This is a genomic window from Acinetobacter sp. Z1 (genome assembly GCF_024296945.1).
GTDB classification, from domain to species: Bacteria; Pseudomonadota; Gammaproteobacteria; order Pseudomonadales; family Moraxellaceae; genus Acinetobacter; species Acinetobacter beijerinckii.
Genome location: NZ_CP101115.1, coordinates 2,957,017 through 2,983,588, shown reverse-complemented (window position 1 = coordinate 2,983,588; position 26,572 = coordinate 2,957,017). Strand labels below are relative to the sequence as shown.

Below are 26,572 nucleotides of genomic sequence, written 5' to 3'. Positions count from 1 at the left end.
ATAAAAAAAACAAGACTTTTCATTGGTTTGAAATGATTATATGTTTTTATTCTATTGATTTATAAAGTGAAAAAGACTTGACCTTATGCTAGATGATGTTATTGTTAAGGAAAGTTTATGAATTTACGATTTGTATCTTTTTTGAGTGTGAAGGATCGTTCTGATTTTGGGCTATTCGCTCAGCAAATAAAAAAAAGTACTGAATAATCATGGAAGTCCTTTATGGTACACGTTGATTACGATAGCACATTGGTCATCGTTTCCATTCTGGTTGCAGTAGCGACATGTTATGCTGCAGTTTCGATGGAAGAACTCGTTTTCAAAGCCGCTTATAAAAAGTTTGAAAAAAGCATCTTGTTTACGAGTGGTTTAATCTTAGGATTAGCGATATGGTCAATGCACTTTGTGGGGATGCTGGCTAGCCACTTGCCGGAAGGCTATCATTTTGATTTTAGTTTAACCGTACTGTCTTATATGGTTGGTGCGATCGCATCTATTTTTGCTGTTTGGTTAACGACAAGACCGACTTTGCCTATACCTCGCTTAATATTAGGTGCAGTATTTATGGGCTTTGGTATTTCTGGTATGCATTATACTGGAATGCTTGCATTATCCGTTCAACACCATCAAATGCATTACGATCCTCTATTGGTGATCTGTTCTGTTTTGATTGCGATTAGTGGTTCTGGCCTAAGTTTCCTATTTGTTTTCAAGTACAAAACAGCCGTGAAGTATCGAACAACATTAAAAGCAATTGTTGCAATCCTCATGGCGTTTAGCATCGTTGGGATGCATTATACTGGAATGGCAGCGACATACTTTGATGAGAGTATTGCAAGAGTTTTAAGCCAAGCACAGACTGAACAAAGCGTTTTGTTATTTACCATTATTTTTATTACCAGCTTAGTCTTTGTTGCTGGCTTTGCTGTAGCCATCTTGGAAGCCAGATTGGAAGAACGTAATCAGCAACTCACCAAGATAAATAAGGAATTAGCTTCTCAGTCTTTACATGATTCATTAACCAAATTACCTAACCGTTTGCACTTAACTGAAAGTTCTGAAGTCATATTTACCCATCATCGTTTAAACGATCAAAAAGCTGCTTTTTTATATATAGATTTAGATCGATTTAAATCGGTAAATGATGCTTTTGGACACCATGTTGGTGATCAACTTTTGATTCAAATGGCAAATCGTTTGCATGATAAGTTAAGTTCAAGCCATAAGTTGTTTAGAATCGGCGGTGATGAATTTGTATTATTATCTGAGAATACAGATGTAAATGAAGCAATGAAGCTTGCTGAGGAAGTGCTACATTTTATTCAAGAAACATATTTAATTGCTGCAAAAGAAATTAACATTTCAGCCAGTCTTGGAATAGCAATGTATCCTGAGCATGGAACTAATGTACAGGATTTATTGATTAATGCTGATATTGCAATGCTTGCTTCCAAAGATCAAGGTCGTAATACTTACACAGTTTTTCATTCAGTAAACAATCAGCAGGATGTACGAAGTCAGTCTAAATTGATTAATGACTTATATAAAGCAGTTGAAGAGCAGCAGTTCGTACTATTCTATCAGCCAAAATTTACCTCAAATTATGAAGTCTGTGGCGTAGAGGCATTAATTCGATGGAAGCATCCGAGTCTAGGGCTTTTAACACCGCAAATGTTTATTGAGGGGGCTGAAAAAACGGGTTTAATCATCCCAATGGGATATTGGGCACTTGAGCAGGCGTGTCAGCAGATCCAAAAATGGGAGTTGAGTCATAGTCCATTTTATCCAATTGCCGTTAATCTATCTGCTCTGCAATTTGAAAATAAGAAACTCTTCGATGTCCTACAACAATTATTAGAAAAATATCAAATTAAACCTCACAACCTTATTTTAGAAATTACTGAATCCACTGCCATGCATCACATTGATTCAAGTATTCGTACTTTGGAGCGCTTGCGCAAATTAGGGATACGTATCGCGATTGATGACTTTGGTACAGGCTATTCGAGTTTCTTATATTTGAAAGATTTACCTGTGGATGAACTTAAAATTGACCGAGGTTTCTTAATTGATTTACAGCCAAACTCCAAAGAGGAGGCGATCTTAGAAAGTATTATTCATCTTGCCGCAAAATTAGGTTTGATCGTTACGGCTGAAGGGGTAGAGACGCAACAACAAGCAGATATTCTAACTAATTTGGGATGTAATCAATTGCAAGGCTATTTGTTGGGAACGCCTGTCAACGTGGAAAGTTTAGTGTTAAGCCGCCATCATTTTGCATAATAGCTCAGCCTAACTGAATGATATTGAGTAGTTTATGTGCATATATTGCACATCTCTTTCTGAATAAAATAGAGATGTGCTTTCCAAAGTGATTTTACCAATTAAAGAGAGCGCTCTGTTAACCATTGATTAATCACTGGCCAAACTGCTTGTGGTGCTTGGCTGCCAGAAACCAATCCCATATGTCCGCCTGAAACAATTTTAAATTGCTTGTCTGTACTACTAATCAAATCCATTAATGGTCTTACTGCTTCGGAGGTGACTATGATGTCAGTATCTCCACCAATCGCGAGCACTGAGCACTGAATATCTTTTAGATTTGCAGTTTGGTCGCCAAATTTAACACTACCAGTTGAAAGCTCATTATCAATCCAAAAACGCAAAATAATATCTCGCATCACGCCGCCAGGATATGCAAGCATATTATCGACAAATGAACTTGAAGTTGCATGATTAATAATAAATTGACGATCATCTAAGTTTTTGAATAATTGCCAATAATTTTTTAAATTTCCAATAGGATCTGTTAATTTAAATCCAAGCGTATTCTGCCAGCCATGAACATGAAAAACCCGACTTGGAATTTGATTAATACGGAATTTGGTATTGTTTCGAACCCACTGTGCAGGCAATGTCAGGCGTTGATAAAACCTCCCCATATAACCTGATTTATGCGTATTGATCGGCGAAGCTAAAATAATTAAATTTTTAATATCTTGGTCTTTGAATAATGAGGTATAGCATAGCGATAACACGCCACCTAAACTCCAACCAAACAAAGATAATTGTTGTTGACCACTATGTGCTCGAATTTTATCAATAAAATCTGGCATAAATATTTTGACATAGGTACCAAGATTATATTTTGCTTGGTGAAGACTTGGCGTTCCCCAATCTATTAAATACACCTCAAAGCCTTGAGATAGAAAATAACGCACAAGACTACGTGTTGGAAATAAATCGAAAATCAGCATGTTAGCAGCAAGAGGTGGAACAATGACCAATGGTGTACGAGGCTTCTGCGGCACTTCAATGCTATCATCTTTATAGTGACGTAAGCTGATAATTTCACGTTCATAGATCACATCAAAAGGTGTTTTACCTGACAAAGCAAGTTGACCACCTCTCAAAATACGATCTGCCGCATTTGAAAATACATGCCGAGTTCGTTGACTCTTTCGGCTATTCAACACTTTTTGGGCAGTTTTAGATTTGAGCAAGGTCTGTTTCACTTTTGGCAATTGAGTCATCGGATAAAACTCTAAGGTTGCATTCTGTAGCGGCATCTTAGAAGAAAACACTGATAAGCTCAGTGACTCAACTGCTTAACTTACTTTCCAAAATGATCAATTTGTTAATAACAGTGTTTCATATCGCTATCAATTAGCGGTTTTTTTAATCTTATTTGTGAGACTGAATAAATGCACTATATATGATATTGCATATATATGTTTTTTCATATATAAAGTGATATATGTTTAATGATAGTTACTAGAAAATGAGCAAAATTAAGATTTATCACAATCCAGAATGTGGCACCTCACGAAATACCTTGGCACTCATTCGGAATACGGGTATTGAGCCCATCATTGTTGAATACCTCATTACACCACCGACGCATGACGAATTAGTTAAATTGATTCAGGATGCAAAATTAACTGTAAGACAAGCGATTCGTCAGAATGTTGCTCCTTATCGTGATTTAGCATTAGATCGTGAGGATTGGACAGATGAGCAGTTGCTTGCATTTATGCTTGAACATCCGATTTTGATTAATCGACCATTTGTAGTAACCGATCTTGGTACTCGATTAAGCCGTCCATCTGAACTTGTTTTAGAGATTTTACCATTAGCGCAACAGGGTGCTTTTGCCAAAGAAGATGGTGAGAAAGTGATTGATGAAAATGGGCAACGACTGAAATAAAAATTTAACTGTTATATTTGATTATCTGTATATCCAAATAATGAGATAAGGCGCAACTATGGATCAAGTCAATTTTTTTAAATGTTTATCTGATGAAACACGTCTCAGTATTGTAGCCCTAGTTGCTGAAAATAAAGAGCTTTGCGTATGCGATTTAACTGAAAAATTGCAGTTGAGCCAACCCAAAATTTCTCGTCACCTAGCATTATTACGTTCATCTGGATTACTTCAAGATCGAAGACAAAGCCAATGGGTGTATTACAGCATTCATCCTGAGTTGCCGACATGGTGCCATGACATTTTAACAACATTGATCAGACATCATCCTCTAATTAATCAAGATTGCCAAACCCTACAAATTAAAAGTTATTGTGAGTAAAAAATAATGAAATTCCTTTTTTTATGTACTGGAAATAGTTGCCGTAGCATTTTATCTGAAGTGCTTTTTAACAGTCGTGCGCCTGAAGGTTGGAAGGCATACAGTGCTGGTAGTAAGCCGTCAGGACAAGTGCATCCGTTGACCATAGAAACTCTAGAAAATCTTGGTCTTTCAACTGATGGCTTGTGGAGTAAAACCATTGATGACTGCGAACAATATCAACCTGACGTGGTGATTACTGTTTGTGATTCAGCAGCTCAGGAAGCGTGTCCACTTTATTTGGGTGGTGCGATCAAAGCACATTGGGGCTTGGCTGATCCATCACATTTAGATTTGCCGAAAGAAGAAAAGCTCAAAGCTTTTCAAGTGACAGTCGATCATATCAACCGCCGTTTAGATGCTTTATTTGCACTCGATACAGCACATATGTCTCGTCCTGAGTTGATTGCAGCGATCAATCAAATTTCGCATATTGAATGAGATCATCATGGCTCAACAAAGATTATCTTTTTTAGATCGTAACCTCACGCTATGGATTTTTATTGCCATGGCGTTGGGGATTGCAATCGGTGTGTTCTTTCCCCAAGCCTCAGTGGCATTAGATAAAATGAGTGTGGATTCAGTCAATATCCCGATTGCGATTGGCCTGATTTTGATGATGTATCCACCTTTGGCAAAAGTGGACTATGCTACGCTACCACAAGTGTTTAAAGACAAAAAAACCTTAACTTTGTCTTTGGTACAGAACTGGCTTATTGCACCTGTTTTGATGTTTGCATTGGCGATTATATTTTTGCAGAGTTATCCCGAATACATGACAGGCGTAATCCTGATCGGTTTGGCGCGCTGTATTGCGATGGTTTTAGTCTGGAATGGCCTAGCCTGTGGTGATAACCAATATGTTGCGGCATTGGTGGCATTTAACAGTATTTTCCAGATTCTATTCTTTAGTACCTATGCTTGGTTATTCCTGACCTTCTTACCGCCGTATTTTGGCGTTGCTGGGCAAGTGATCAATGTCGATTTTTGGACGATTACCCATGCGGTATTGATCTATTTAGGTATTCCATTTTTCCTTGGCTTTATGAGTCGATTCATTCTGGTTCGAGCTAAAGGTTTAGATTGGTATCAAAATATCTTCTTACCTAAGATCAGTCCACTGAGTTTGTTGGCTTTGTTATTCACGATTGTGGCGATGTTTAGTCTCAAAGGTGGTGACGTTGTAAGCCTGCCAATGGATGTTCTGCGTATCGCAATTCCTTTAACAATTTACTTTGTCTTGATGTTCTTTATTAGCTTCTTTATGAGCAAATGGATGGGCAATGATTATCCGAAGACAGCAGCAATCTCTTTTACTGCTGCGGGGAATAACTTTGAATTGGCACTTGCTGTCGCGATTGCAACTTTTGGTTTAGCTTCACCAGTCGCTTTTACCACGGTAATAGGTCCACTGGTTGAAGTACCTGTTTTGATCGCTTTAGTGAGTGTGTCCTTATGGCTCAGAAAAAAGTTTTTTAAAGCAGAGGTGTAATTTCTATGACTCTCCCAAATGTAGATATGAATCTTCTCGATCAACCAAGTTTAGAAAAAGTTCAGGCAAAAGCCTTAGATCATCCACCGCGTATTTTATTGCTCTATGGTTCAAACCGTGAGCGTTCATACAGCCGATTGGCGGTGATGGAAGCTGGGCGTATTTTGGAACAGTTTGGTGCTGAAGTGAAAATCTTTCATCCTAAAGGTTTGCCTTTACCTGAAGATGCAGATATGCAACATCCAAAAGTCAACGAGCTACATGAACTGTTGGCGTGGTCAGAGGGTATGGTGTGGTGCTCACCTGAACGTCATGGTTCAATGAGTTCAATTTTTAAATCGCAGATTGATTGGATTCCATTGGCTGGCGGCGCGATTCGAGCGACGCAAGGAAAAACGTTGGCATTGATGCAAGTGAGTGGTGGTTCGCAATCTTTTAATAGTGTTAATCAAATGCGTATTTTAGGTCGTTGGATGCGCATGATCACGATTCCAAATCAATCCTCTATTCCAAAAGCTTTTTTAGAATTTGATGAAGATGGCAAAATGAAAGCTTCTGCATTTTATGATCGAATTGTTGATGTGATGGAGGAGTTATATAAGTTCACCTTGCTCACTCGTGGACAAAGTCAGTACCTCACAGATCGTTATTCAGAGCGCAAAGAATCTGCTGAAGAGTTATCTAAACGTGTGAATCAGCGTGCTTTATAAAATGAAAAAAACAATTTTTAGATGAATGACTTAAACCTAGTTGAAATTACTAGGTTTTTTTATGGAATGATTTCCGTCATGATCGGCAATCAGAAAATATTATTGAACCATTGAAATAAAATTAAATAATTAGAAATGAAGGTTTATTTTATTAAAAATATATTTTCAAGACGTGTTGAATAATTAATTATTAACTATGTTTTTGAAAAATAATTGTTTTATTTAATGTGATTTTATTCCAAGGTAAAAAACTTAATAGTTTTATTAAAAAAAGGCTACAATCCTGACGCTCAATTGATCTAAATTCGTCTAGAATAAGATGAGAGATTAAAACAATTCGTGAAAGGTTAATTTTATATTGTGTTTGATAATGGAGTTTGCATGAGTAAAGACACATCAGCTTTAGTTGTTTCAGATGAGGCAATCTTGTCTCACGATACTGAAACGACTTTAGAGCATGTTGTCAGTATTATGCCTCAATTAATCCATTGGCTCATTAAGTCGGGTATCGGTTATAACGAGTTTACAACGGCGCTCAAGGCCTTATTTTATAACGAAGCTCTCAAAGAGTTGGATGCCATCAAACAAAAGAAAACGGATTCTGCAATTAGTTTATTGGCAGGTCTGAATCGTCGTGACGTAAGAAGTTTTTGCCAAACTTATGGTGAATACACGCTTGTGGATCAATTTAATTTACAGTTACCGATTAGTGTTCCAGCGCGTGTGGTGGGGATGTGGATCAATCAAAAACTACCTCAACAGATTCCTTTTCAAGGTGAGGAAAATAGTTTTGAAAGCTTGGTGAAGCAAATTTCATCAGAAAAACATCCTAAGTCAATTTTATTAGAACTAAAGCGTTTGGGAATTATTGTAGAAGAAGAAGACCAAGTTATTTTACAAAATTCTAGTTTTACACCGAATCCACAAGCCGATGAAAGTAAACAGCTATTTACACAAAACATTTCAGATCATTTGTCTGCGGGTATAAGTAACTTAACCAACAACACAAATTTTTTAGAGCAAGCCATTTTTGCAGATGAATTGAGTCAAGAGTCTATTGAGAAATTAAATCAACTGAGTGTAGATCTGTGGAACTTGATGTCTAAAGCAATTGTTTCAGCAGCAATCGACTATTGTAAAAATGATGAGGGTGATGCTGACGCAAATAAGCGCTTTAGATTAGGTGTGTATCAATATAATCAATAAACAATTAAAGTCATTGGTTTAGCTATTCTGTTTTTTTATTCTTCCAATTTTACTTAAACCTCGCCAAAGTATTGAATACGAAATCTTATAACCAAATTTTTGCTCAAATGGTTCAAGTAAATCTTGAATGCGCTTATAAGGCGTTGAGTCGACAAACTCCTCAAAACTTTTTAAATCTTTGATTGTAAAAGGTCTACCATTGCGAACTGCTGGTAAAGGCTTGAGATCTTTTGTATTTTTTTCTAAAGAAATCCATTCGTCTAAGGTGGATCTTGCGATATTAAATTGCTGACAAACTTTAGATTTATGTTTGGTCTGTAAGTATGCTGCCATGACTTTCTTTCGAAGATCTAATGAATATGCTCGCATAAAATTTACTTGCTATTTCCTTTTCAAGAACTGGTCAGTGTTATGTATCAAAAATAATTTAAGTTCCTATCAAATCATTGGCTTTTGATACTTTTTCATTGGTCGATTCAAGCGTTAACAGGCAGAAATGTACCACTAAAATTAAATAATGTACATATTGAACATATTTAAAAATATTTTTTATTTCAAACTAAACATTTTTTATAAATTTTATAAAAATAATTCAAATTAATAAATGGTTTATCTTAATTTTATCTAATTTTAGTCATAGTTTATGAACTATTGCACAGCCAACAACTATATGTTAGTTTTTTAAATATGTGCATAATACACATTAAATATTTATTTTAATGACGCATACCACAGAATACATAAATTCAACTTTTATATTGTTAAAAAACCTATTTTTATCAACAAGTAATGAGTTTCAAAAGGACGACGTAATGAAAAAAACTTTTCAATTATCAGTGATTGCAACGGCATTATTGACTGCAAATGCATATGCGGCAGTAACAAATATTGGGACAGGAAATACTGCGACTGGACCAGATACGACAGTTGTTGGTACTAATAACGCTGCTGCGAATACAACAGTAGTAGGTACGGAAAACAGCGGAACCGGTGGGGAAGGCTTTGTGGGAGGGGCAGGGAACACTGTAGACGGTTTTGGTTCTGCCGTCATCGGGAATAACAATACGACCAATGATCAGTATGCTGTTGCTGTGGGTAGTAATAATGAGGTGACAGGTGCTGGTGGTACGGCTGTGGGTAATAATATTACGATTCATGATAGCCAAGCTACAGCAGTTGGTGGAAATATTGATGTTAAAGGTCAATATGCTAGTGCATTTGGAGACTCTGTTACGGTTGATGGTACGGGTGCAACCGCAGTCGGTTCTACATCGCAAGCCACAGGTCAGTATGCAACAAGCCTTGGTTATGGTGCGCAAGCAACTGCTGATAATGCAATTGCAACAGGAAGCAATTCAGTTGCAAGTGGTTTGAACTCAATTGCAATTGGTAATAATGCTGAAGCAAGTGTAGAAGGAGCTATTGCACTGGGGAATGGAGCAAAAGCAACGGCAAAAAACTCAGTTGCAATTGGTGCCAACACTGTGGCTGATGAAGAAAATACTGTGGCGATGGGTGATCGCCGTGTGACTTGGGTTGCTGATGGTATTGGCGATAATGATGCAGTGAATGTCAAACAATTAAAAGATGCGCTTGCGAGTGTTGATACTGCACCAAGCCAAGCAGACCTTGATGCGATCAACGATAAAATTACGACCGAAAAAGCGGCACGTGAAGCAGGTGATGCAGATCAAGCTAATAAATTAGCGGCAGAAAAAACAGCGCGTGAAGCGGGTGATGCAGACTTGCAAGCGAAGATTGATAACGAAGCACAAATTCGTGCACAAGCTGATGCAGATGAAACAGTTGCACGTACTGCTGCAATTAATAATGAAGCTCAAATTCGCGCAAATGCAGATGCAACTGAAAAAGCAGCACGTATTGCTGGAGATGAAGCTGAAGCGACTGCGCGTATTGCAGGTGATGAAGCTGAAAAAGCAGCGCGTATTCTAGCGATTAATACAGAAAAAGATGCGCGTATTGCGGGTGATGCTGCTGAAGCTCAAGCGCGTACAAATGCAGACATTGCTTTAGGTAATCGCATTGATACTGAAACAGCAACACGAATTTCAGAAGTAAGTCGTTTAGATCGTCGTGTTGACCAATTAAATACCCGTTTAGATCATGTTGAAACCACTGCAAATCGTGGTATCGCGATCTCTTTAGCAACTCAACAAGCCATTCCAAGCATTCAACCAGGACAAGTCGCAGTCTTTGGTGGTATGGGTTATTACGAGGGTGAAGCTGCAGGTGCATTCGGCGTCGTAACATCGTTCAGTGATCGTTTCTCTGGAAGTGGCGCAGTTGGTGTTGCAGATGGCGGAAAATTTGGTGGTCGTGCGGGTGTCGCTTATGTCATCGGAGGGAACTAAGTCGTACTTGGTTATTAACACTGGGTTTGATTTAGTCACAATAAGAAGGATGATGTAATGAAAAAAACTTTTCAATTATCAGTAATCGCAGTTGCCTTAATGGCAAGTCATGCGTATGCCGCACCTGTATGGGAAGGTCCAACGGGAACAGGTACGGGTCTCAGTAATGCGATGGGGGGACAAGGAAATTATGCAAATGTTGACCCCTCAGCCAATGGTATTATTTTAGGTCAACTTAATGATGTTGATAACACCAGTATTGGGATCGGTTATAACAGCAATGCCATGGGAGCAGGAAGTTTTTCTGCTGGGTCAGCAAATGATGCCACTGGTGATTCTTCTGTTGCTGTAGGTCGTGTCGCGAATGCCAATGGAGATAATAGTATTGCGCTTGGTGCCACAGTTACAGCAGGAGGTACAGATAGTGTAGCTGTAGGTAATAGTCAAACAGTTAACGGTGATAATGCAACAGCGGTTGGTCGTGGCAGTCTCGTTAATGGTAGCCAAGCTAGCTCTTTGGGACACCTTGCTTGGACGGGTGGCGATGGTGCAACTGCGATTGGTAGCGAAACATGGGCAAATGCTAACAATGCAACGACGCTCGGTTTTAATGCAGAAACAGGCGGTGAAAATACACTTCGTATAGGCGCTCAATCTTCTGGTTCAGGTTTGAATTCCGTGGTGATCGGTAGCCATGCAACTGGTACGGCTGAAGACGTGGTATTACTCGGTTCAGGTGGTATGACAGATCCGAGAAATGTTGGAACAGCAATTGCCGATGACAAAAATTCAGTTGCGATTGGCTATGGTTCTGACACACAAGGTCAGGCTGGCGGTAATGAAAATACAGTGAGTGTTGGTGGTTTACTTGGTGGTGCAATTCGTCGTATTACGCAGGTGAATAACGGGGTGAATGACCAAGATGCTATTAATGTATCTCAGCTCAATGATGCTGTTGGTAGTCTGACCTCTGGTGCTGAATTGATTGCACACGCAGATGGTTTACTGACAACAGAAAAGGATCAACGTATTGCAGCAGATGCAGCGGCAGTCAATGCAATTACCGCGGAGGCTACAGCACGTGCAGCGGGTGATGCAGCTTTGCAAAATGCATTAAATGATGAAGCTCAAAAACGAGCGCAGGCAGATGCTGATCAAGTGGTTGCTCGTACAGCAGCAATTGATAATGAAGCACAACTTCGTGCTGCGGCAGACGCAACTGAAAAAGCAGCGCGTGTTGCAGGTGATGAAGCTGAAGCTACAGCACGTATTGCAGGTGATGCAGCTGAAAAAGCAGCACGCACGGCAGCGATTAATGCTGAAGCGCAAGCCCGTATCGCGGGGGATGCAGCAGAGGCGGCAGCCCGCGCTGATGCAGACCTTGCTTTATCAAATCGTATAAATGTAGAAGCAGCAACACGTACCAGTGAAGTGAATCGCTTAGATGGTCGCCTTGATCAAGCAAGTCGTCGCTTAGATGATATTGAGAAAAGTGCTTATCGTGGTGTGGCGATTGCATTAGCAGCACAACAAGCTGTTCCAAACATTCGTTCAGGTCAAGTTGCATTATTTGCAGGTGTTGGTCATTACGAAGGTGAAACTGCAGGTTCAGTCGGTGTAGTGACTTCATTTATTGCCAATCGCATTTCTTTGAGCGGTGCTGTAGGTTTCGCTGGTGGAAATGAAGTCGGTGGACGTGTTGGTATCAGTTATTCATTCTAGATGATTCATGGTCTGAATGAATATTCAAAATAAGAGCATTTAAGCTTTAGATTGGCAAAGTTTTGGCTTAAATGCTCTTAGATTAAAGCTCCTCTTGGGTTACCTTTTTTCAGCATGGGGGTAGCCTTTTTTTCGATTGAATCAGCTTAATTAATTGATAGATTGATATATCTGAGCAATTTAGTTGGTTTAAGTATCTGTTAAAATAAAATAGTGTGGGGTAATTCAAACAGATGATAGGAAATCATCTGTTCAATATAACAATGTTTATTGGGGCAGTATGAATGGCATATTTACATTCCAAGCTTTGCTTAATTTTATTAGGGACTTTAGTTTTTACTGGGTGTGAAGATGAAAATGGCAATTTTAATGTTGGTGTCAGTTTAGGGGGAACAGGTACAGGTGGCTTATCAGTGGGAACTGAAAGTCCACTGCCAAAACCTGATGTTAAACCAGATCGAATGGAAGAGGATGGGGTGGTATATGCAGTTGCATATCCTAATCCTGTTACGCAAAATTGTGATGGTATTGAACGTACGATTCAATTTGTTCGTCATTATGCTCCTCATATTCCAATGATGATGGGAGATCGGACAGATCTTGTGGGTATGAAAGAGTCATTACGAATCCGTTTTAAACTTCAAGTCATTGTCAAAAATACAACTTCATCTCCAATATATGAATATACAAATAGTTGTAAAGCAGCTTTTCAGCTTACAGGTACAAAAACTACAAAAACCACGCAAACAGACTACTGTTTAAATGATGAGACAGTGAGTGTTTATCAACCCAATGAATCACGGGCATATTTTTATACATTTAATTTGCCGAATATTTTACAAAATTGGACAGCAAGCTACCATGCGCAATATTCTAAAAAATTCTACGCAGAAACTCTAGGTAGTAGCTATGATGATGAAAGTATAAAAGATAGAACACAATGTGACCCATTAAGTACCATGTTATTACTTGATGAATTCCCATCAACAAAAGATGGCGCTCCACCATCAACAAATATTGGAAATGGTAACAATTCAGGCTCTACCAACCATCCACCAACCGATACAGGCAATCCTCCGCCAATTTTTGGTGGTTTTGATTTGGGTGACGAAGATACCGAATCACCTATATTTGGCGGTTTTGGTTTAGGTGATGGGCCATAAATAAACAATAAATTCAAAAGCCATCGATTGATGGCTTTTTTGTTTTTCAAATGCTTTAAAAGTCAAAAAATCAGTTTTGAAATTTTATGTTTTGATCGTTTGACTAAATAAAGCTTAATATGGGGGACTGCTTCAATTAAATAGCTTTAAACAGGGATTTAAAATCTTAAGATTTGGCAATAGATAATCTAGGATGAGATGATAAGGATGACTACTGATTTACAAAGAAAAGTTGATGGGAATAGTCCAACTAGAGTACTCGTAGGCCTCGTAAATCATTTCTTAGAGCATGCCAGTTTTTTTGGAATCAATAGGCAAGAACTATTGCTACAGGGCGGTCTGACAGAAGAACAGCTTGGCGATTCAAACCAATGTATTCCGCTGCATTATTTTGAAAGTGTGGTTGCTTATACATATCGCACCTGTAAAGACCCATTAATTGCTTTAAGCTTTTTCCAAAAAATGGACTCCACTGCTTATGGTGTATTAGGTCATTTAGTACCTTTGGCTTCTAGTTTGAATAAAGCAATTGAAACATTAAAGGAGTTTCAACCACTGATTGGCTGTATTGGTGATATTTCATTACAAGCAGAATCTGACGTGGTTTATTGGAAATGGAAATGCAGATCAAACGATCCGATTTTTAGCCGTTGTGCCAATGAATATAACTTATCGTGGTGGCTCAGTTTACTTCGTTTAGTCAGAAATGAAGAGTTTTCCATTCTCAAGGCTGTTCACTTTACGCACTCTTTGGCGAAGCCCGAATTACAAGCATATTATGAAACGTTTTTTGGTTGTCCTGTCTATTTTGATCAAGCAGAAACAGCTTTGTTATTGTCACCTAAATCATTAACCATGACATTGAAGACAGGAAATGCAGGTTTATATGACAGTGTCAGATTATTCGCGTCAAAGTTATTAGAGCAACAACGAGTTGAACAAAATTTTGCACAACAAGTGAAGGCACAAATTTATTTATTACTTCACCATGAGCGATTGTCTCGCGAAAATGTTGCAGAACAATTAGGTGTTAATGTAAGAACTTTAAGTCGGAAGTTGCAGCTTGAAGAAAGTTCATATAGCAAACTACTGGATGAAGTTCGTTTTGAATTAGCCGTCAATTATTTGGAAAGTTATCAGCATTCAGTTTCATTTATTTCAAAAGCATTAGGCTTTTATACCAGCCATTCCTTTATTTCTTGGTTTAAATTGCAGACTCAGTTAACACCAACTCAATATCGTAAAAATGCAAATTCTAAAGTGGTCGAAGACTAAAACTTATGGATGCTTAAAACAGACCATTTTTCAGTTTGTCCCATATTAGAAATGAGGTGACTCAGAAGCGTTATTTTTAAATGATGAGTTCATTATAGGATTTGAAAGATGACTTAGTGAATCATCAATGAATTCTAGTTGCTAACAGCGACTCACTGTAGTGTTGTAGGGATTAGCATGATTTTGATGATCAATAAGAACGTTAGTTCGGTAGGAATATGGATATTTTTACTCAAAACTCGTGATTTAAATAATCGGGTAAGTCACATGAAGATGTGTTGAGTTTGAGTAAATAAAGGGAATGAATATGAAAATAAATCAGATTTATCAGCAATATATCGGTTTGGTGTTACTTGGATGTTCAGTGACAGGTTGTGGAAGTGATCGCAATACGGTTGTCGTTAATCCACCTGTTATTGGAGACAGTTGCCCAAGTATTATGGATGAAAAACAATTTACGGACGCTAAAACTTTAGAAAAAATGGTACAAGTCGGCCCTGACTTGGCGCAATTGCGTTCAACAGGGAGTCAAGCGCACCAACAGTTAATTAATTGGATCGAACTTGAAGCCAAGAAAATACCGGGTATACAGCTAAAATCAGATCAATATGAGATTCAGCGTTGGCAACCGATGATAATGGCTGAAAATGGTAAAGGTCGTAGTTTATTACGTTCTGGGCAATTGTCCGTGAATGGAAAAGAGATCCCGATTGCTGGAGCTGTTCCTTATTCATTAGGTACAACTTTAACTGGCAACAGTGGCGAATTGGTTTTTCTCACAAGCAATCAACCTATTACGGCTGAACATAAAGGTAAAATTATTGTGCGTGCGATTCCAACGTCACAAGACCCTGTATATGCCAATATGGTTGCACCACCTTATGCATTTTTATTTCAGTTCGCAAAATATTTAAGCTCATCTCTGAACGAACTCAAAACACAGCGATATGACAAGCCTTTTCTAGCTGGTGAGTTAATGAATCAAGACTTAATTGCGGCTGGGAAAGTGGGGGCGGCGGGTTTAATTCTAGGTTTTGATGTACCTCGAGATCAGGTTAAAGACTACTTTGATCCGCACAACGGATTACATTATCGACTTCCAGCAGTATTTTTAGGTATAGATGAATTTGCTGAAGTCAAAGCTTTAGCATCGAGCAATACTCAAGCAAAAATTGTGGTTCAGGCTGAACGAGATACTACAACCACCCGAAATTTGATTGCTACTCTGCCGGGTTTAAGTGATGAAAAAATTGTATTTGTCGCAAATACAGATGGAAATACGTTGGTACAAGAAAATGGTGTAAGTGGTATGATTGCAATGGCACAATATTTTGCAAAGCTACCGTTAAAATGCCGCCCGAAAACCTATGAATTTGCATTCAATACAGGTCATTTACATATGTCGAAAGAGGGAACCTTTCGATATATGGAACAACTCGATCAAGAATATAAACAAGGTAAAGTCAGCTTTGTTTTTGCAGTAGAGCATTTAGGAACACGCGAAATCGTTGCTAAACCACGAACAGATGGTGGTGTTGGAAGAACGTTAGAATTTTCAGGTAAGCCAGAACCACAAGCTTGGTTTGTACCCGAAGATCATGTGTTAATGCAGAAAGTTGCAACCGAAGCTGCGCAAAGACGTAAATTACCTGCGGTGATGATATCGACGGGCCAGGATGTACCTAATGCTAAACGCTTACCAAAACAGTGTGATTTTGGGGGAATCGGAAATGCTTCACATAAAAACTTAATCCCAACTATGGCGACAATTTCAGGACCTTGGTCACTTTGGGCACCATCATTTGGCAAAGATGCAGTTGATTTTAATTTAATGCGAGAACAGTTATTAGCGATTGGTGATAGTGTTTTGGCTTTACAAAATCATACTAAAGCAGAAATTGATGGACCTTATACCGCTTGGAGAGCGGCTGGCGAGCAAGGAAAACTTGTTTGTTCACATAACACGAATAGCGGTATAGAGGATGCGCCAAGTACTGTGAATTGATGAAGAAATATAAATGTTTTGTCTAAGTTATAAGGAGGAAGTCGATAGGTTTCCTCCTTATTTGTTTGTATTAAATTAAAACTTTTCTCTCACCCAACCATATGCGGCTGCGAATGGTAGGGCTGTTCTTGCCAAATATGGTACATGCCATAAACCACCGTGATTTGCATTTTCCATAATCAGTTCTAATGGATGATCTAACTGTTTATCAGGATTCGTCGCGCTCTCTGGGTTATTTAGATCATGAATCCAAAGCGCAGCCATAATGGCATTAGTCGTTTCAGGATTAAAAGTTTCAACCTTAAATAAATCAGCGCCCGAAAAAGCTGCTTTCAGAATTGGATTTTTAACGACCGAGTGCGTTGTGGTAGACGGCGCAATATTGATGACTGTCTTCTGACCACGCGCACGTGTTGAAATAGCGAACCATTGTTGCAATCGCTTCGCGAGGGCGTAGTTTGGACCTTGTTCAATCACCATACAGTCGGAAATACCATATTGTTGACCATTATCTGATTGAATTAACTGTTTCAAATTGGGTTTGAAAAAGTTGCTAAGAGAAATATTATGAATGGATTTAGTGAGCAGTTTTTCTACGATTGGACGCTGTTTAATTTTATCCTGTATAGAATGCACGACTGCTTTTGGAATGGCATAGATATCGGTCGGCGTGAGCATAAACATGATACTGCTATCAGGTTTGTGTTGACTCACTTGTTCCATGATACTGATCATCGCAATCGAAACACGGACATGTTTTTCACCATCTAGATATGCAATACCTGCCAAGTCTAAAGTCTCAGAAAAGGTGTTTAACCAATTGGCAATCTCTGGCGTTTGAGTCAGTAAATTTGCACCCAGTTGCTGCTTATCAGCGACCTTCATTTGCGGTGCGATTAAGGTGGCATTACCTTTTTCAATCACTTTGGTGATTTTTTCCCAAATGGCTGGATGGGGGAGGTCAATCGCTACAATATTAGCACGCCATTTTGCTAGCCAACTTAAAGGACCTGCTTCAGAACCTGCACCGAACAACACCATAGTGCGCTTTGATAAATCAAACCATTCAGGATGTTGATTGAGTAAGCGGAGCGCCTTGGCATGACTCGGTTCAATGACTTGTTGTTGTTCCCAAAGATCAATTTGCTGAAATAGTGCTTCGCCTTGTAATTTTTTTCCATGATAGGGAATAAACCAAGGTTCAATGGTTGAGCTACCTGTGCCTTTTAATATAAAAGACTCAAAAGGCTGATCTTTAATATTTGCCATTGCACTAGTTAAAGTTTGACTTTGTTCAGCACGATTAAAATTAAATAAACTTTTGGCTGTCTCTAAACCTTGCTGTGCAATACGTGCAGGATGATCGACAGATTCGATCCCGACCTTGACCAATTCATGAAAATAAAATGGATAATTTTTTCGCCAGTTTTTCTCGCTAGCCAATTTTGTAGCGTAACGAGAATCTACACTTTGTAGTGCTGACTTTAAAATTTGTTTAGCAGTATGGGTAGTACTTGGTGATTTTTTCCCAGACTGTAGAGGGAATTGTATGCCATCATGGTCAAATTGTATTTTTTTACTCAATTGATTGCTCCACTTTACTCAAAATTCATTCATTATCTTGCACATCTTAGTAAGTTCAGGCGCTAAAGATGATGGCAAAAAGTGTATTAATAACGCTTAAGCTTTATTCGATTGATATTGAGGAAAATTTAGTCAGAGAAAATTGAAATATGCTTGTATTTTTCTATTTCACTGTAACCTTTCATACAGCCCAATCGAGACAAATAGGATTTAAAGACTTAACTTATTATTTTCAAAGCATAAAACTAAAAATAAAGAAAGAAGTAACGTAAATGGGGCATTTGATTATTGATTTGGGGCATTTAAACAGAATAGATCATGTGGCTGATATCCAATGCAGCGGATATTGAATACAAAAACGCCGAAAAATTCTTGATTCGGCGTTAGCTTTTTTAACCTGAGTAATGCTTAGTTGAGATTGAATTTAAGATTCAGGTGTGTAGTCTTGAATGACTTCAAGCGCAGCCCGAAATGCTTCTTGAGTAGCTGGCGCACCGCAATACGGTAAGCTATGTAATAAAACTTCCTGAATTTCTTCAATACTTGCCCCATTGTTTAAAGCACCACGAATATGACCTTTGAGTTCGGTTGGGCTTTTGAGTGCAGTCAAAAATGCAATGGTAATTAGCGAGCGATATTTACGGGGCAATACGCCTTCACGTTGCCATGTAGAACCCCAAGCATGTTCATTAATCCAGTTCTGTAAAGGTTCAGTGAAAGGCACTGTATTATCTTGTGCACGTTTTACGAATGATTCACCCATCACTTCGGTACGTACTTTAAGTCCATTTTCATAATCTTGTTTTGACATATTTTACTCTTGTATCAGCGGAAAAGATTGGATTAGCCTTTCAATAGCAACTTATCCTAATTCAATCATTATTTAAGATAAAGTCATTCTGCTTGACTGTGATGTCCTTGATTTGGATAGATGAAATTATTTTTGAGATATACGCTGGATAGCAGTTTATTGATTCAATTTTTCAAGTAGTAATGTTATGTAGTTTCAGCATCGATACTAAATTGTTGAGGGTTTTATACAGGTGAATAAAAATCAGAGCAACGCCAAATATACGCAAGATTTAACTCTTATTCAGGATATCCATAAAGGGTTCCAATAATCAATTCATACCTTAAATCAAGGACAAGACATCAATTGATGCCTTGTCCTTTTAGTTCTTTCTATTTTTTATTACTGATTAAAAACCGACCACACCCTTAAAGAAAACGTTTTTTAAGTATGGCATCCTCAGTCAAATGTTTGGCGTTTGGAGCTAAGCAGGAAAGTAAAAACACACATAGAGTGTGATATGAAAATAAAAAATCCAGGATGGATTCATGAACTCTGTAGTAAGCAATAGAATATTAGTATTAGCAATAGCTTCAATTTGTACAAGTGCATTACATGCTGCTGCATTTGATAAAACAGGCCAATCCATCTCAGCATTTTTACAACCTGGAAATTACTTTGAAGCCAGTTTAGGTGTGACAGATACAGATTTAAAAGGAGTGGAATCTGGTACTAATCCTTCACATCAGTCAATTTCCGATATTGCCAATACAGATTATAGGACTACTGCGACTTTAAAATTGCAGTTGGCACCGCAGTATTCATTTGGGTTGCTTTATGATCAGCCTTTTGGTGCTGACACTGAATATTCTGGTGTAAATGGCTTTGTCGCAACGCCAAAAGACACGGTTATGTTACCCGGCATTACAACCACAGGGCTTACAAATGCTACTTCTGGTCAAGTGCCTACAGGAAATGCAAAATCAGAATTTGATATTCAAAGTCTCAGCTTTATTGCAGGATATCAGCCTAATAAAAACTGGAATATTTTTGCAGGCCCTGTTTATCAAACCTTCAAAAGTCAGGTAAATTTAAGAGGCAATGTATTTAGTCTTTATAATGGCTATGACTTTCAAACTAAAACTGTGGGCGATTGGGGCTGGTTAGCTGGACTGGCTTATCAAATTCCTGAAAAGGCAGTTAAAGTTTCACTTACCTATAGGTCTACCATTACCCACAAAGTAAACGCAACTGAAAATGCGCCGTTAATTGATATGTTAACGACTCAGCAAGGACGCGATTTAGTTAGCCAACATCTCGACTATATGATTTCTATCGGGCAGATGACCGAGCAAAAGAAAAATTATTTAAATCATATTATTTCAGAGTTACCTAATGGTGAAGGCTCTGGCACAACCAAATTTAAATCTCCAGACTCAGTGAATTTAGAGTTTCAAACAGGTTTACGTCAGGGAACTTTATTGTTCGGGAGTTTACGTTGGGTAAATTGGAGTGAATTGGCGCTACAACCTTACCGTTTTGGTGAAATCTCAAAAATTGTTGGAGTGTTATCAACACCAAGTCGTCCGGAAGGTTTTAATTTGGTTCGTTATGACAATGACCAATGGACTATAAATTTAGGATTAGGACAACGTTTTTCACCTAAATTGTCAGGCTCCTTGTCAGTAGGATGGGACTCTGGTGTCGGTGATAAAGTTTCAACGGGGGGCCCCACCAATGGATATTACAATATAGGACTTGGTGCTCAATATAGCCCAACATCGCAATACTTTATCGCTGGCACTGTTAAATATTATTGGTTAGGTGATGCAAAAGGTCAGCTTGGGGCACAAGCTGGTAGTGACTACTACGTAAGCGAGTTTAAAGACAATCAGTCGATTGGATATGGGCTCAAAATTGGTTATAAATTTTAAATAGCACAAAAAATTAAAAGGGAAGAGAAGAATGGATTCATTGGTGATTACCTTATTTTTACCTATAGCCTTGGCTATTATTATGGCAGGCATGGGTTTGGAATTAACCCTCAATGATTTTAAACGTGTTAGACAGCATCCCAAGGCTGTTTTTATTGCACTATTTTGCCAATTAGTACTTTTGGTGAGTATCGCTTTCATCATAGCCAAGATCTTGGCATTACCTGCAATGATTGCCGTTGGATTGATGTTACTAGCAGCTTCACCTGGTGGTCCAACTGCTAATTTATATAGCTATTTATATAAAGGGGATATTGCGCTCAATATTACTTTAACGGCCATAAATTCAGTCATTGCTGCTTTTACCTTACCGTTGATTGTTAACTTTTCCTTACAACATTTTGTTTCAAGTGAGCAAAATGTTGGTTTGCAATTCTCTAAAATCATTCAGGTATTCGTCATTATTTTAGTTCCTGTAATCATTGGAATGTTAATCAGACATTTTTCGCCGTATCTAGCAGAAAAATTAAATAAACCTGTTCGTTTTTTCGCGATTATATTTCTACTTTTTATTGTTTCACTTGCGATCGCCAAAGATTATCAAAAACTTCTCAACTATATTGGCTTAGTGGGCGGATCAACCTTGCTTTTCTGTATTTGTAGCCTTGCGATTGGATATTTGGTGCCTCGGTTATTTGGCATTAATAGCTTTCAAGCCAAAGCATGTGCTTTTGAAATAGGAATTCATAACAGTACCTTAGCGTTAACAATCGCTTTAACTGTTATGGCGAGTTCGGACGCAGCTATGCCGGCAGCCGTGTATTCAATCTTAATGTATGTAATGGCAACACTATTTGGTACATTATTGAATCGATTAGAAAAGAAAGATTTAGCTAAAAACAAAATAATTATTAACTAACTGCAAAGATTATTAAAACGGAGCTTTATTCATAATGAACAAATTTTTTAAAAACAGCCTATTTTTAGGGTTATCGACTTTGATTTCAGGTTATGGAACGGTCCTTCATGCAGAAGCAAGTCCAACAACTTTACCTGCCGTCTCACAAAAAGCGTTAACGATTATTGATGGGCAAACACAGTGGTTAAGTAAGGTTTATAAAGATATTCATGAGCACCCAGAATTGGGATTTATGGAAACGCGTACCTCTGCAATTGTCGCTAAAGAGCTTAAGTCATTAGGGTTTGATGTTAAAACAGGAATAGCCAAAACAGGTGTTGTTGGCATTTTAAAAAATGGTGATGGACCAACAGTCATGTACCGTGCTGACATGGATGCCAATGCTGTTCAAGAAGCCACTGGTTTACCTTATGCCAGTAAAGTGCGAGTAAAACTTGAGGATGGAACTGAAACACCTGTTGCACATATGTGTGGTCATGATGCACATGTGACATGGATGCTCAGCATGGCAAAGACCTTAGTGGCTTTAAAAAAGGAATGGAGCGGAACCATTATTTTAGTCGCACAACCTGCCGAAGAGCCGATAACGGGTGCAAAAGCAATGGTGACTGATGGTTTATGGACAAAATATAATTTACCAAAACCTAATTATTTCTTTGCAGTGCATACGACACCAGCACCTGTTGGTGTCGTTATTAATGCACCGGGGCCACGCATGGCGGGAACCGATCAGCTCGATGTTTTATTTAAAGGTGTTGGCGGACATGGGTCATTACCAATGTTAACCAAAAACCCAATTAGTATGGCGGCAAATGCAATAAATCAATATCAAACTATTATGGGTAATGCAGTTGATCCTCAAAAAGCGGCAGTTTTATCTATTGGCTCGATCCAAGCTGGAAATTCTAATAACGTGATTCCTCCTACTGCATTAGTCAAAATGAACTTACGTTGGTTTGATCCAAAAGTACGTGAAACTTTATTAAATAACATTAAGTTCATGAGTGAAGGTACAGCCGAAATGCAAGGTATAGGGAAAGATCAATTGCCTACTTTGACGTTTAAAGGTTCAAGTACGCCTGTAGTCAATAATAAAGAATTCTCTACGCGTTTAAATGGACCACTAAAAGCATTATTAGGCGACAAACAGGTCTTAACCGACTATCCGCCATTTATGGGGTCGGAAGATGTACATCATCTCTTAGGCGATCAAAAAGACATTCCTTTTAACTTCATGTTCATTGGTGTGGCAGATCCGCTTGTGTTTGCAAATGCAATAAAGCAAGGCAAACCTGCACCATATATTCCGCATAGCCCGAATTATGTTGTAGATTTAAAAGCCTTACCAGTCGGAGCTAAAGTCACTACGGTATCTATGCTTGAACTGTTAAATAAAAAATAAGAGGTTCATAAAAAAGATGCACTAATGCATCTTTTTTATCTTAAATTTTTAAAAAATTAAGAATAAGACAGATGTTTTTCCCGATAATGTAGTGGTGATAAATCTGTCCAGCGTCGGAAAGCACGGGTAAAACTACTTACATCGGTAAAGCCAAGAATATAGGCAATTTCAGTAACGTTGTGGCTTGAATGTTTGATATAAGACAAAGCGAGTTCGTGGCGTGTATTGTCGAGTAGTTCGCTATAAGAGGTCTTTTCTGCTGAAAGCTTGCGTTGCAGACTCCGTACACTTAAGCCTAAACTTTTTGCAACGTCTTGCTGTTGAAAATCACCTGTAGATAATTTTTCAATGAGTTTTACTTTCACACGAGCCAATATGTTTTCTTTATCAAACCGTGCGAGATAACGATTAATAATCTCATCATATTCTTGGGTGAGGCTAGGATTTCCACCGTCTAAAGGCTGTTCTATGGATGCCGTGTCAAATACAATCATGTCTTTAGGCGCATTAAACACAATCGGCGCTTTTAAAATACTCTGAAAAGTTTCCAGATCTTCTGGTTCTGGACGTCTCAGTTCAATCCGTAAGGGCGAGAAGACTGAACCTTGTAACGCGCGACTTGAACGAATAAAAACAGAGATAAAAGCATCGATAGATTCGGGTTGCACTTCGTTGGGAACATGAATAACGAAATAATGATTTTTTCCCTCGCCATAAAACTCAAGTTCGGGAATATCGGTCACTATGCGGAAGTAACGAATAATTCTTAAAAACATTTCTTTCAGTGTGGTGCTGGTAATGAGTGAATGGCCCAACACATGAAATGTATTTTGGTTGACTTGGCTGGCAACTTTAAGGCCAAAACATGAGTCCTGAGTCGCTTGAACGGCTAATTTCCATAAATTCGCCGTTTGTTTTAATGAATATCGCGCATCTGGATCGTTTAGAGCCTGAAGATCTAAACCCGCTTGTTCTAATAAAGGTTGACTATCAACTCCTGTTTTTTCAAGCGCTTTTTGAATCGCTTTAACCCAGCTAGCCAGTGCCGTTGCTGTCTGTGGCATGCTATATCCTATAACTTGTGACTCATATTCCTCTGAAGAGTATAAAAGATTTAAAACTAAAAAATCTTTTGTTTGTTTTGAATCTTTTTATTTTGGCATCCATAGCCAATAGATTGGCGTTTCGAGCTAAGCGTACAAAGGTAGATATAAATAAAGTAGGAACATGAGAAAACTGAGGAATAACGGATGACCTACATAAATAAGAATCCTGCTGGAATGAGTGATAGCGAAAAAACGGAACACATTAAAAAAGTGGTCACAGCGGAAGGAGTGGCTTTACGAAAGCGCTATCCAATTTTAAACCATCAAAACGCAATAGGAGCGATGATTCTATTTGTTTCCCTTATTGGAATGGTTGCTACAGCAGTACTCTATATAAATCATCATCTTTCAGCTTGGTTCGTAATTCCAATTATTGCGTTTTTTGCATCTCTTACCCATGAGTTAGAACACGATCTCATTCACTGGATGTATTTTAGAAAAAAACCGTGGGCCCATCATTTAATGATGGGATTAGTGTGGTTAGCTCGCCCAAGTACAATTAACCCGTGGAAACGCCGTGAGCTTCATTTTAATCACCATAAAAATTCAGGCACTGAAGTTGATTTAGAAGAAAGAGCGCTAACCAATGGAGAGCAGTGGAGCATACGCCGTTTCTTTGCCATCGGTGACAATGGATTTGCAGTTTTGCTACGCATTATCGCTGCAAACAATTGGACTGTTAGAAAAGTTATCTTTAAACGTGCGTTCTTAGCTTATTCTCCACTTGGCATTATTCACTGGTCTCTTTGGTATATCTTCTTAGGCTTCCATGTAGTTGATATGGTTTCAAGCTTGGCAAATGCACCGATTGCTTGGTCGGAAAATACTTTAAATATCATGCATGTGATTAATATTTTGACTGTAGTTTGGATTGCACCAAATGTGCTGCGTACATTCTGTCTACACTTTGTGACCAGCAATATGCACTACTACGGTGATGTTGAATTAGGTAATGTGATTCAACAAACTCAGGTATTAACGCCGTGGTGGATGATGCCATTTCAACTGTTTTGCTTTAACTTTGGCTCAACGCATGCTATTCATCATTTTGTGGTGAAAGAACCATTTTACATTCGCCAAATGACTGCACCAGTTGCCCATAAAGTGATGCGTGATATGGGGGTCCGGTTTAACGATGTCGGTACTTTTAAAAGAGCAAATCGTTGGAATTTAGAGCATATACAAGAAACTAAATAGATAGATTTACACCCAGTATCGACGGTAAAACTCCGCTCGATACTGCTTAATATATTTGTAGAACTCATAAGAAAATATTAATTTTATAGTCTAGGGTGTGTTGACATTTCATAGCGGTAGCCAAATAAATATACAGGCTAAAGCAACTGAATTTTCGTAGTTCCGCTTTAGCTTGTCATAACGTGTTGCAATTCCCCTAAATTGCTTGAGTCTAGCAAAGGTATTCTCCACTAAGTGCCTGATTTTATATAAGTGCCAGTCCATATAATCATTGTTCGATCGTGTATTGGATTTCTTTGGAATATTTGCTTTAGTCGCTGTTTTTTCTATCTGCTCTCTCAATAATTCTGAGTCATATCCTTTATCTGCACAAAGCACATCGGTATCTTTTAAATCAATGCTATCGACTAATGCAGGTGCAACACTCACATCATGGGTGGTGCCATCATGAATGAGAAATTGGATTGGGTTCCCATTTGAATCCACAGCTAAATGGATTTTAGTACTGTTTCCACCGATGCTTCTTGAAATAGCTTGATCCTTGAGTCCTGTAGCATGTTGATGTGCTCGAATATGGCTAGCATCAATAAACACCCATTCTAGATCAGCATGTTTTGATAATAATTTAAATATTTTTAGTAGCTTATTATCTTTAGACCACCTGGTGAATCGTTTAAATATGGTGTTGGACTTACCAAAAGATTCAGGTAAATCTCGCCAAGGACAACCTGTTCTAATTCTATAGAGAATGGCTTCAATAAAATTTCGAAGATTATGTTTGAGGTAGATCCCCAAATTGTGGACAATAGATTTCAGCTTTAACCAGTGTTGATCATTCAGCATTGTACGAGTCATAGCGAGGAGTAAATTTGGTTTGGCGATTGAATTTTACTTTCTCGCTATTTTTTTGCACAGCAAATGTCAACAGACCCTAATAAAATAATTTGTATTTTTAACAAAATCAATTTAAGCATGCAGTAAAGATATGAGAGAAAATTGTTTTGTGGATAACTTAAGACCTATCAACAATCAATCAACAAGTTCTTTAAATCTGCTACAATTGCCGCCAA

At 38.3% G+C, this 26,572-nt stretch carries 22 protein-coding genes; 16 read left to right on the top strand and 6 right to left on the bottom strand.

The features are described 5' to 3' along the window. Positions 1-222: 222 nt before the first annotated feature. Entirely contained in the window at positions 223-2,283 is a 2,061-nt protein-coding gene (locus tag NGC85_RS14055) for a bifunctional diguanylate cyclase/phosphodiesterase (protein WP_005059526.1), read from the top strand. 101 nt (positions 2,284-2,384) lie between these two features. Here the strand turns inward: NGC85_RS14055 and NGC85_RS14050 are convergent, their stop codons facing one another. Continuing rightward, positions 2,385-3,533, bottom strand: coding sequence for an alpha/beta fold hydrolase (locus tag NGC85_RS14050; protein ID WP_254805613.1), 1,149 nt, complete (start codon positions 3,531-3,533; stop codon positions 2,385-2,387). 248 nt (positions 3,534-3,781) lie between these two features. On the opposite strand from NGC85_RS14050, the gene arsC reads away from it, so the two are divergent. The 6 genes from arsC (at position 3,782) to NGC85_RS14020 (ending at position 8,033) form a co-directional block, all read left to right on the top strand. Further along, entirely contained in the window at positions 3,782-4,207 is a 426-nt protein-coding gene (arsC, locus tag NGC85_RS14045; protein ID WP_254731986.1) for an arsenate reductase (glutaredoxin), read from the top strand. A gap of 58 nt (positions 4,208-4,265) precedes the next feature. After that, complete coding sequence (locus NGC85_RS14040; RefSeq protein ID WP_254731985.1) at positions 4,266-4,586, top strand: metalloregulator ArsR/SmtB family transcription factor; 321 nt, start codon at positions 4,266-4,268, stop codon at positions 4,584-4,586. 6 nt (positions 4,587-4,592) lie between these two features. Next, positions 4,593-5,066 (top strand): arsenate reductase ArsC, encoded by a 474-nt coding sequence (locus NGC85_RS14035; protein WP_005051490.1) that lies wholly within the window; start codon positions 4,593-4,595, stop codon positions 5,064-5,066. 7 nt (positions 5,067-5,073) lie between these two features. Beyond that, entirely contained in the window at positions 5,074-6,117 is a 1,044-nt protein-coding gene (arsB, locus tag NGC85_RS14030) for an ACR3 family arsenite efflux transporter (RefSeq protein WP_005059518.1), read from the top strand. A 5-nt stretch (positions 6,118-6,122) separates the two neighbouring features. Then, the gene (gene arsH, locus NGC85_RS14025; RefSeq protein ID WP_005059514.1) at positions 6,123-6,827 is read left to right on the top strand and encodes an arsenical resistance protein ArsH; all 705 of its coding nucleotides are present in this window, start codon (positions 6,123-6,125) and stop codon (positions 6,825-6,827) included. Positions 6,828-7,208: 381 nt separating this feature from the next. After that, positions 7,209-8,033, top strand: coding sequence for a hypothetical protein (locus NGC85_RS14020; RefSeq protein ID WP_005059512.1), 825 nt, complete (start codon positions 7,209-7,211; stop codon positions 8,031-8,033). A gap of 18 nt (positions 8,034-8,051) precedes the next feature. Here NGC85_RS14020 and NGC85_RS14015 read toward each other — a convergent pair whose 3' ends face one another. Then, positions 8,052-8,402: an IS630 transposase-related protein gene (locus NGC85_RS14015; protein ID WP_005059510.1), complete on the bottom strand. Its 351-nt coding sequence runs from the start codon at positions 8,400-8,402 to the stop codon at positions 8,052-8,054. Positions 8,403-8,845: 443 nt separating this feature from the next. Here NGC85_RS14015 and NGC85_RS14010 point away from each other — a divergent pair, with 443 nt between their 5' ends. The 5 genes from NGC85_RS14010 (at position 8,846) to NGC85_RS13990 (ending at position 16,570) form a co-directional block, all read left to right on the top strand. Beyond that, positions 8,846-10,405, top strand: a complete 1,560-nt coding sequence (locus tag NGC85_RS14010) for a YadA-like family protein (protein WP_254731984.1) — start codon at positions 8,846-8,848, stop codon at positions 10,403-10,405. Positions 10,406-10,462: 57 nt separating this feature from the next. Then, positions 10,463-12,127, top strand: a complete 1,665-nt coding sequence (locus tag NGC85_RS14005) for a YadA-like family protein (RefSeq protein ID WP_254731983.1) — start codon at positions 10,463-10,465, stop codon at positions 12,125-12,127. Positions 12,128-12,411: 284 nt separating this feature from the next. Continuing rightward, positions 12,412-13,290, top strand: coding sequence for a hypothetical protein (locus NGC85_RS14000; protein WP_254731982.1), 879 nt, complete (start codon positions 12,412-12,414; stop codon positions 13,288-13,290). A 207-nt stretch (positions 13,291-13,497) separates the two neighbouring features. Further along, positions 13,498-14,565 (top strand): AraC family transcriptional regulator, encoded by a 1,068-nt coding sequence (locus tag NGC85_RS13995; RefSeq protein ID WP_005059498.1) that lies wholly within the window; start codon positions 13,498-13,500, stop codon positions 14,563-14,565. Positions 14,566-14,872: 307 nt separating this feature from the next. Further along, positions 14,873-16,570 (top strand): hypothetical protein, encoded by a 1,698-nt coding sequence (locus NGC85_RS13990; protein WP_254731981.1) that lies wholly within the window; start codon positions 14,873-14,875, stop codon positions 16,568-16,570. Positions 16,571-16,645: 75 nt separating this feature from the next. On the opposite strand, the gene NGC85_RS13985 is transcribed toward NGC85_RS13990, so the two are convergent. Beyond that, positions 16,646-18,154 (bottom strand): hypothetical protein, encoded by a 1,509-nt coding sequence (locus tag NGC85_RS13985; protein ID WP_254731980.1) that lies wholly within the window; start codon positions 18,152-18,154, stop codon positions 16,646-16,648. 424 nt (positions 18,155-18,578) lie between these two features. Then, positions 18,579-18,965: a carboxymuconolactone decarboxylase family protein gene (locus NGC85_RS13980; protein WP_254731979.1), complete on the bottom strand. Its 387-nt coding sequence runs from the start codon at positions 18,963-18,965 to the stop codon at positions 18,579-18,581. Positions 18,966-19,492: 527 nt separating this feature from the next. Here NGC85_RS13980 and NGC85_RS13975 point away from each other — a divergent pair. The 3 genes from NGC85_RS13975 to NGC85_RS13965 are packed head-to-tail and all read left to right on the top strand — an operon-like array spanning position 19,493 to position 23,199. After that, positions 19,493-20,878, top strand: a complete 1,386-nt coding sequence (locus tag NGC85_RS13975; RefSeq protein ID WP_254731977.1) for a long-chain fatty acid transporter — start codon at positions 19,493-19,495, stop codon at positions 20,876-20,878. A gap of 31 nt (positions 20,879-20,909) precedes the next feature. After that, on the top strand, positions 20,910-21,797 hold the full coding sequence (locus NGC85_RS13970; protein WP_254731975.1) for a bile acid:sodium symporter family protein: 888 nt from the start codon (positions 20,910-20,912) through the stop codon (positions 21,795-21,797). 34 nt (positions 21,798-21,831) lie between these two features. After that, positions 21,832-23,199 (top strand): amidohydrolase, encoded by a 1,368-nt coding sequence (locus tag NGC85_RS13965; protein WP_254731973.1) that lies wholly within the window; start codon positions 21,832-21,834, stop codon positions 23,197-23,199. Between the two features lie 56 nt (positions 23,200-23,255). Here the strand turns inward: NGC85_RS13965 and NGC85_RS13960 are convergent, their stop codons facing one another. Then, entirely contained in the window at positions 23,256-24,263 is a 1,008-nt protein-coding gene (locus NGC85_RS13960) for an AraC family transcriptional regulator (RefSeq protein WP_254731968.1), read from the bottom strand. A 216-nt stretch (positions 24,264-24,479) separates the two neighbouring features. Between NGC85_RS13960 and NGC85_RS13955 the strand changes: the two genes are divergently transcribed. After that, positions 24,480-25,502 (top strand): fatty acid desaturase, encoded by a 1,023-nt coding sequence (locus tag NGC85_RS13955; RefSeq protein ID WP_254805612.1) that lies wholly within the window; start codon positions 24,480-24,482, stop codon positions 25,500-25,502. 108 nt (positions 25,503-25,610) lie between these two features. Here the strand turns inward: NGC85_RS13955 and NGC85_RS13950 are convergent, their stop codons facing one another. Next, positions 25,611-26,357, bottom strand: coding sequence for an IS5 family transposase (locus NGC85_RS13950; RefSeq protein ID WP_254730381.1), 747 nt, complete (start codon positions 26,355-26,357; stop codon positions 25,611-25,613). Positions 26,358-26,572: the final 215 nt, after the last annotated feature.

Coding starts and splice junctions, on each gene's coding strand:
- NGC85_RS14055 (WP_005059526.1), top strand. CDS start 223: ATGGTACACGTTGATTACGATAGCACATTGGTCATCGTTTCCATTCTG.
- NGC85_RS14050 (WP_254805613.1), bottom strand. CDS start 3,533: ATGACTCAATTGCCAAAAGTGAAACAGACCTTGCTCAAATCTAAAACT.
- arsC (WP_254731986.1), top strand. CDS start 3,782: ATGAGCAAAATTAAGATTTATCACAATCCAGAATGTGGCACCTCACGA.
- NGC85_RS14040 (WP_254731985.1), top strand. CDS start 4,266: ATGGATCAAGTCAATTTTTTTAAATGTTTATCTGATGAAACACGTCTC.
- NGC85_RS14035 (WP_005051490.1), top strand. CDS start 4,593: ATGAAATTCCTTTTTTTATGTACTGGAAATAGTTGCCGTAGCATTTTA.
- arsB (WP_005059518.1), top strand. CDS start 5,074: ATGGCTCAACAAAGATTATCTTTTTTAGATCGTAACCTCACGCTATGG.
- arsH (WP_005059514.1), top strand. CDS start 6,123: ATGACTCTCCCAAATGTAGATATGAATCTTCTCGATCAACCAAGTTTA.
- NGC85_RS14020 (WP_005059512.1), top strand. CDS start 7,209: ATGAGTAAAGACACATCAGCTTTAGTTGTTTCAGATGAGGCAATCTTG.
- NGC85_RS14015 (WP_005059510.1), bottom strand. CDS start 8,402: ATGCGAGCATATTCATTAGATCTTCGAAAGAAAGTCATGGCAGCATAC.
- NGC85_RS14010 (WP_254731984.1), top strand. CDS start 8,846: ATGAAAAAAACTTTTCAATTATCAGTGATTGCAACGGCATTATTGACT.
- NGC85_RS14005 (WP_254731983.1), top strand. CDS start 10,463: ATGAAAAAAACTTTTCAATTATCAGTAATCGCAGTTGCCTTAATGGCA.
- NGC85_RS14000 (WP_254731982.1), top strand. CDS start 12,412: ATGGCATATTTACATTCCAAGCTTTGCTTAATTTTATTAGGGACTTTA.
- NGC85_RS13995 (WP_005059498.1), top strand. CDS start 13,498: ATGACTACTGATTTACAAAGAAAAGTTGATGGGAATAGTCCAACTAGA.
- NGC85_RS13990 (WP_254731981.1), top strand. CDS start 14,873: ATGAAAATAAATCAGATTTATCAGCAATATATCGGTTTGGTGTTACTT.
- NGC85_RS13980 (WP_254731979.1), bottom strand. CDS start 18,965: ATGTCAAAACAAGATTATGAAAATGGACTTAAAGTACGTACCGAAGTG.
- NGC85_RS13975 (WP_254731977.1), top strand. CDS start 19,493: ATGAACTCTGTAGTAAGCAATAGAATATTAGTATTAGCAATAGCTTCA.
- NGC85_RS13970 (WP_254731975.1), top strand. CDS start 20,910: ATGGATTCATTGGTGATTACCTTATTTTTACCTATAGCCTTGGCTATT.
- NGC85_RS13965 (WP_254731973.1), top strand. CDS start 21,832: ATGAACAAATTTTTTAAAAACAGCCTATTTTTAGGGTTATCGACTTTG.
- NGC85_RS13960 (WP_254731968.1), bottom strand. CDS start 24,263: ATGCCACAGACAGCAACGGCACTGGCTAGCTGGGTTAAAGCGATTCAA.
- NGC85_RS13955 (WP_254805612.1), top strand. CDS start 24,480: ATGAGTGATAGCGAAAAAACGGAACACATTAAAAAAGTGGTCACAGCG.
- NGC85_RS13950 (WP_254730381.1), bottom strand. CDS start 26,357: ATGACTCGTACAATGCTGAATGATCAACACTGGTTAAAGCTGAAATCT.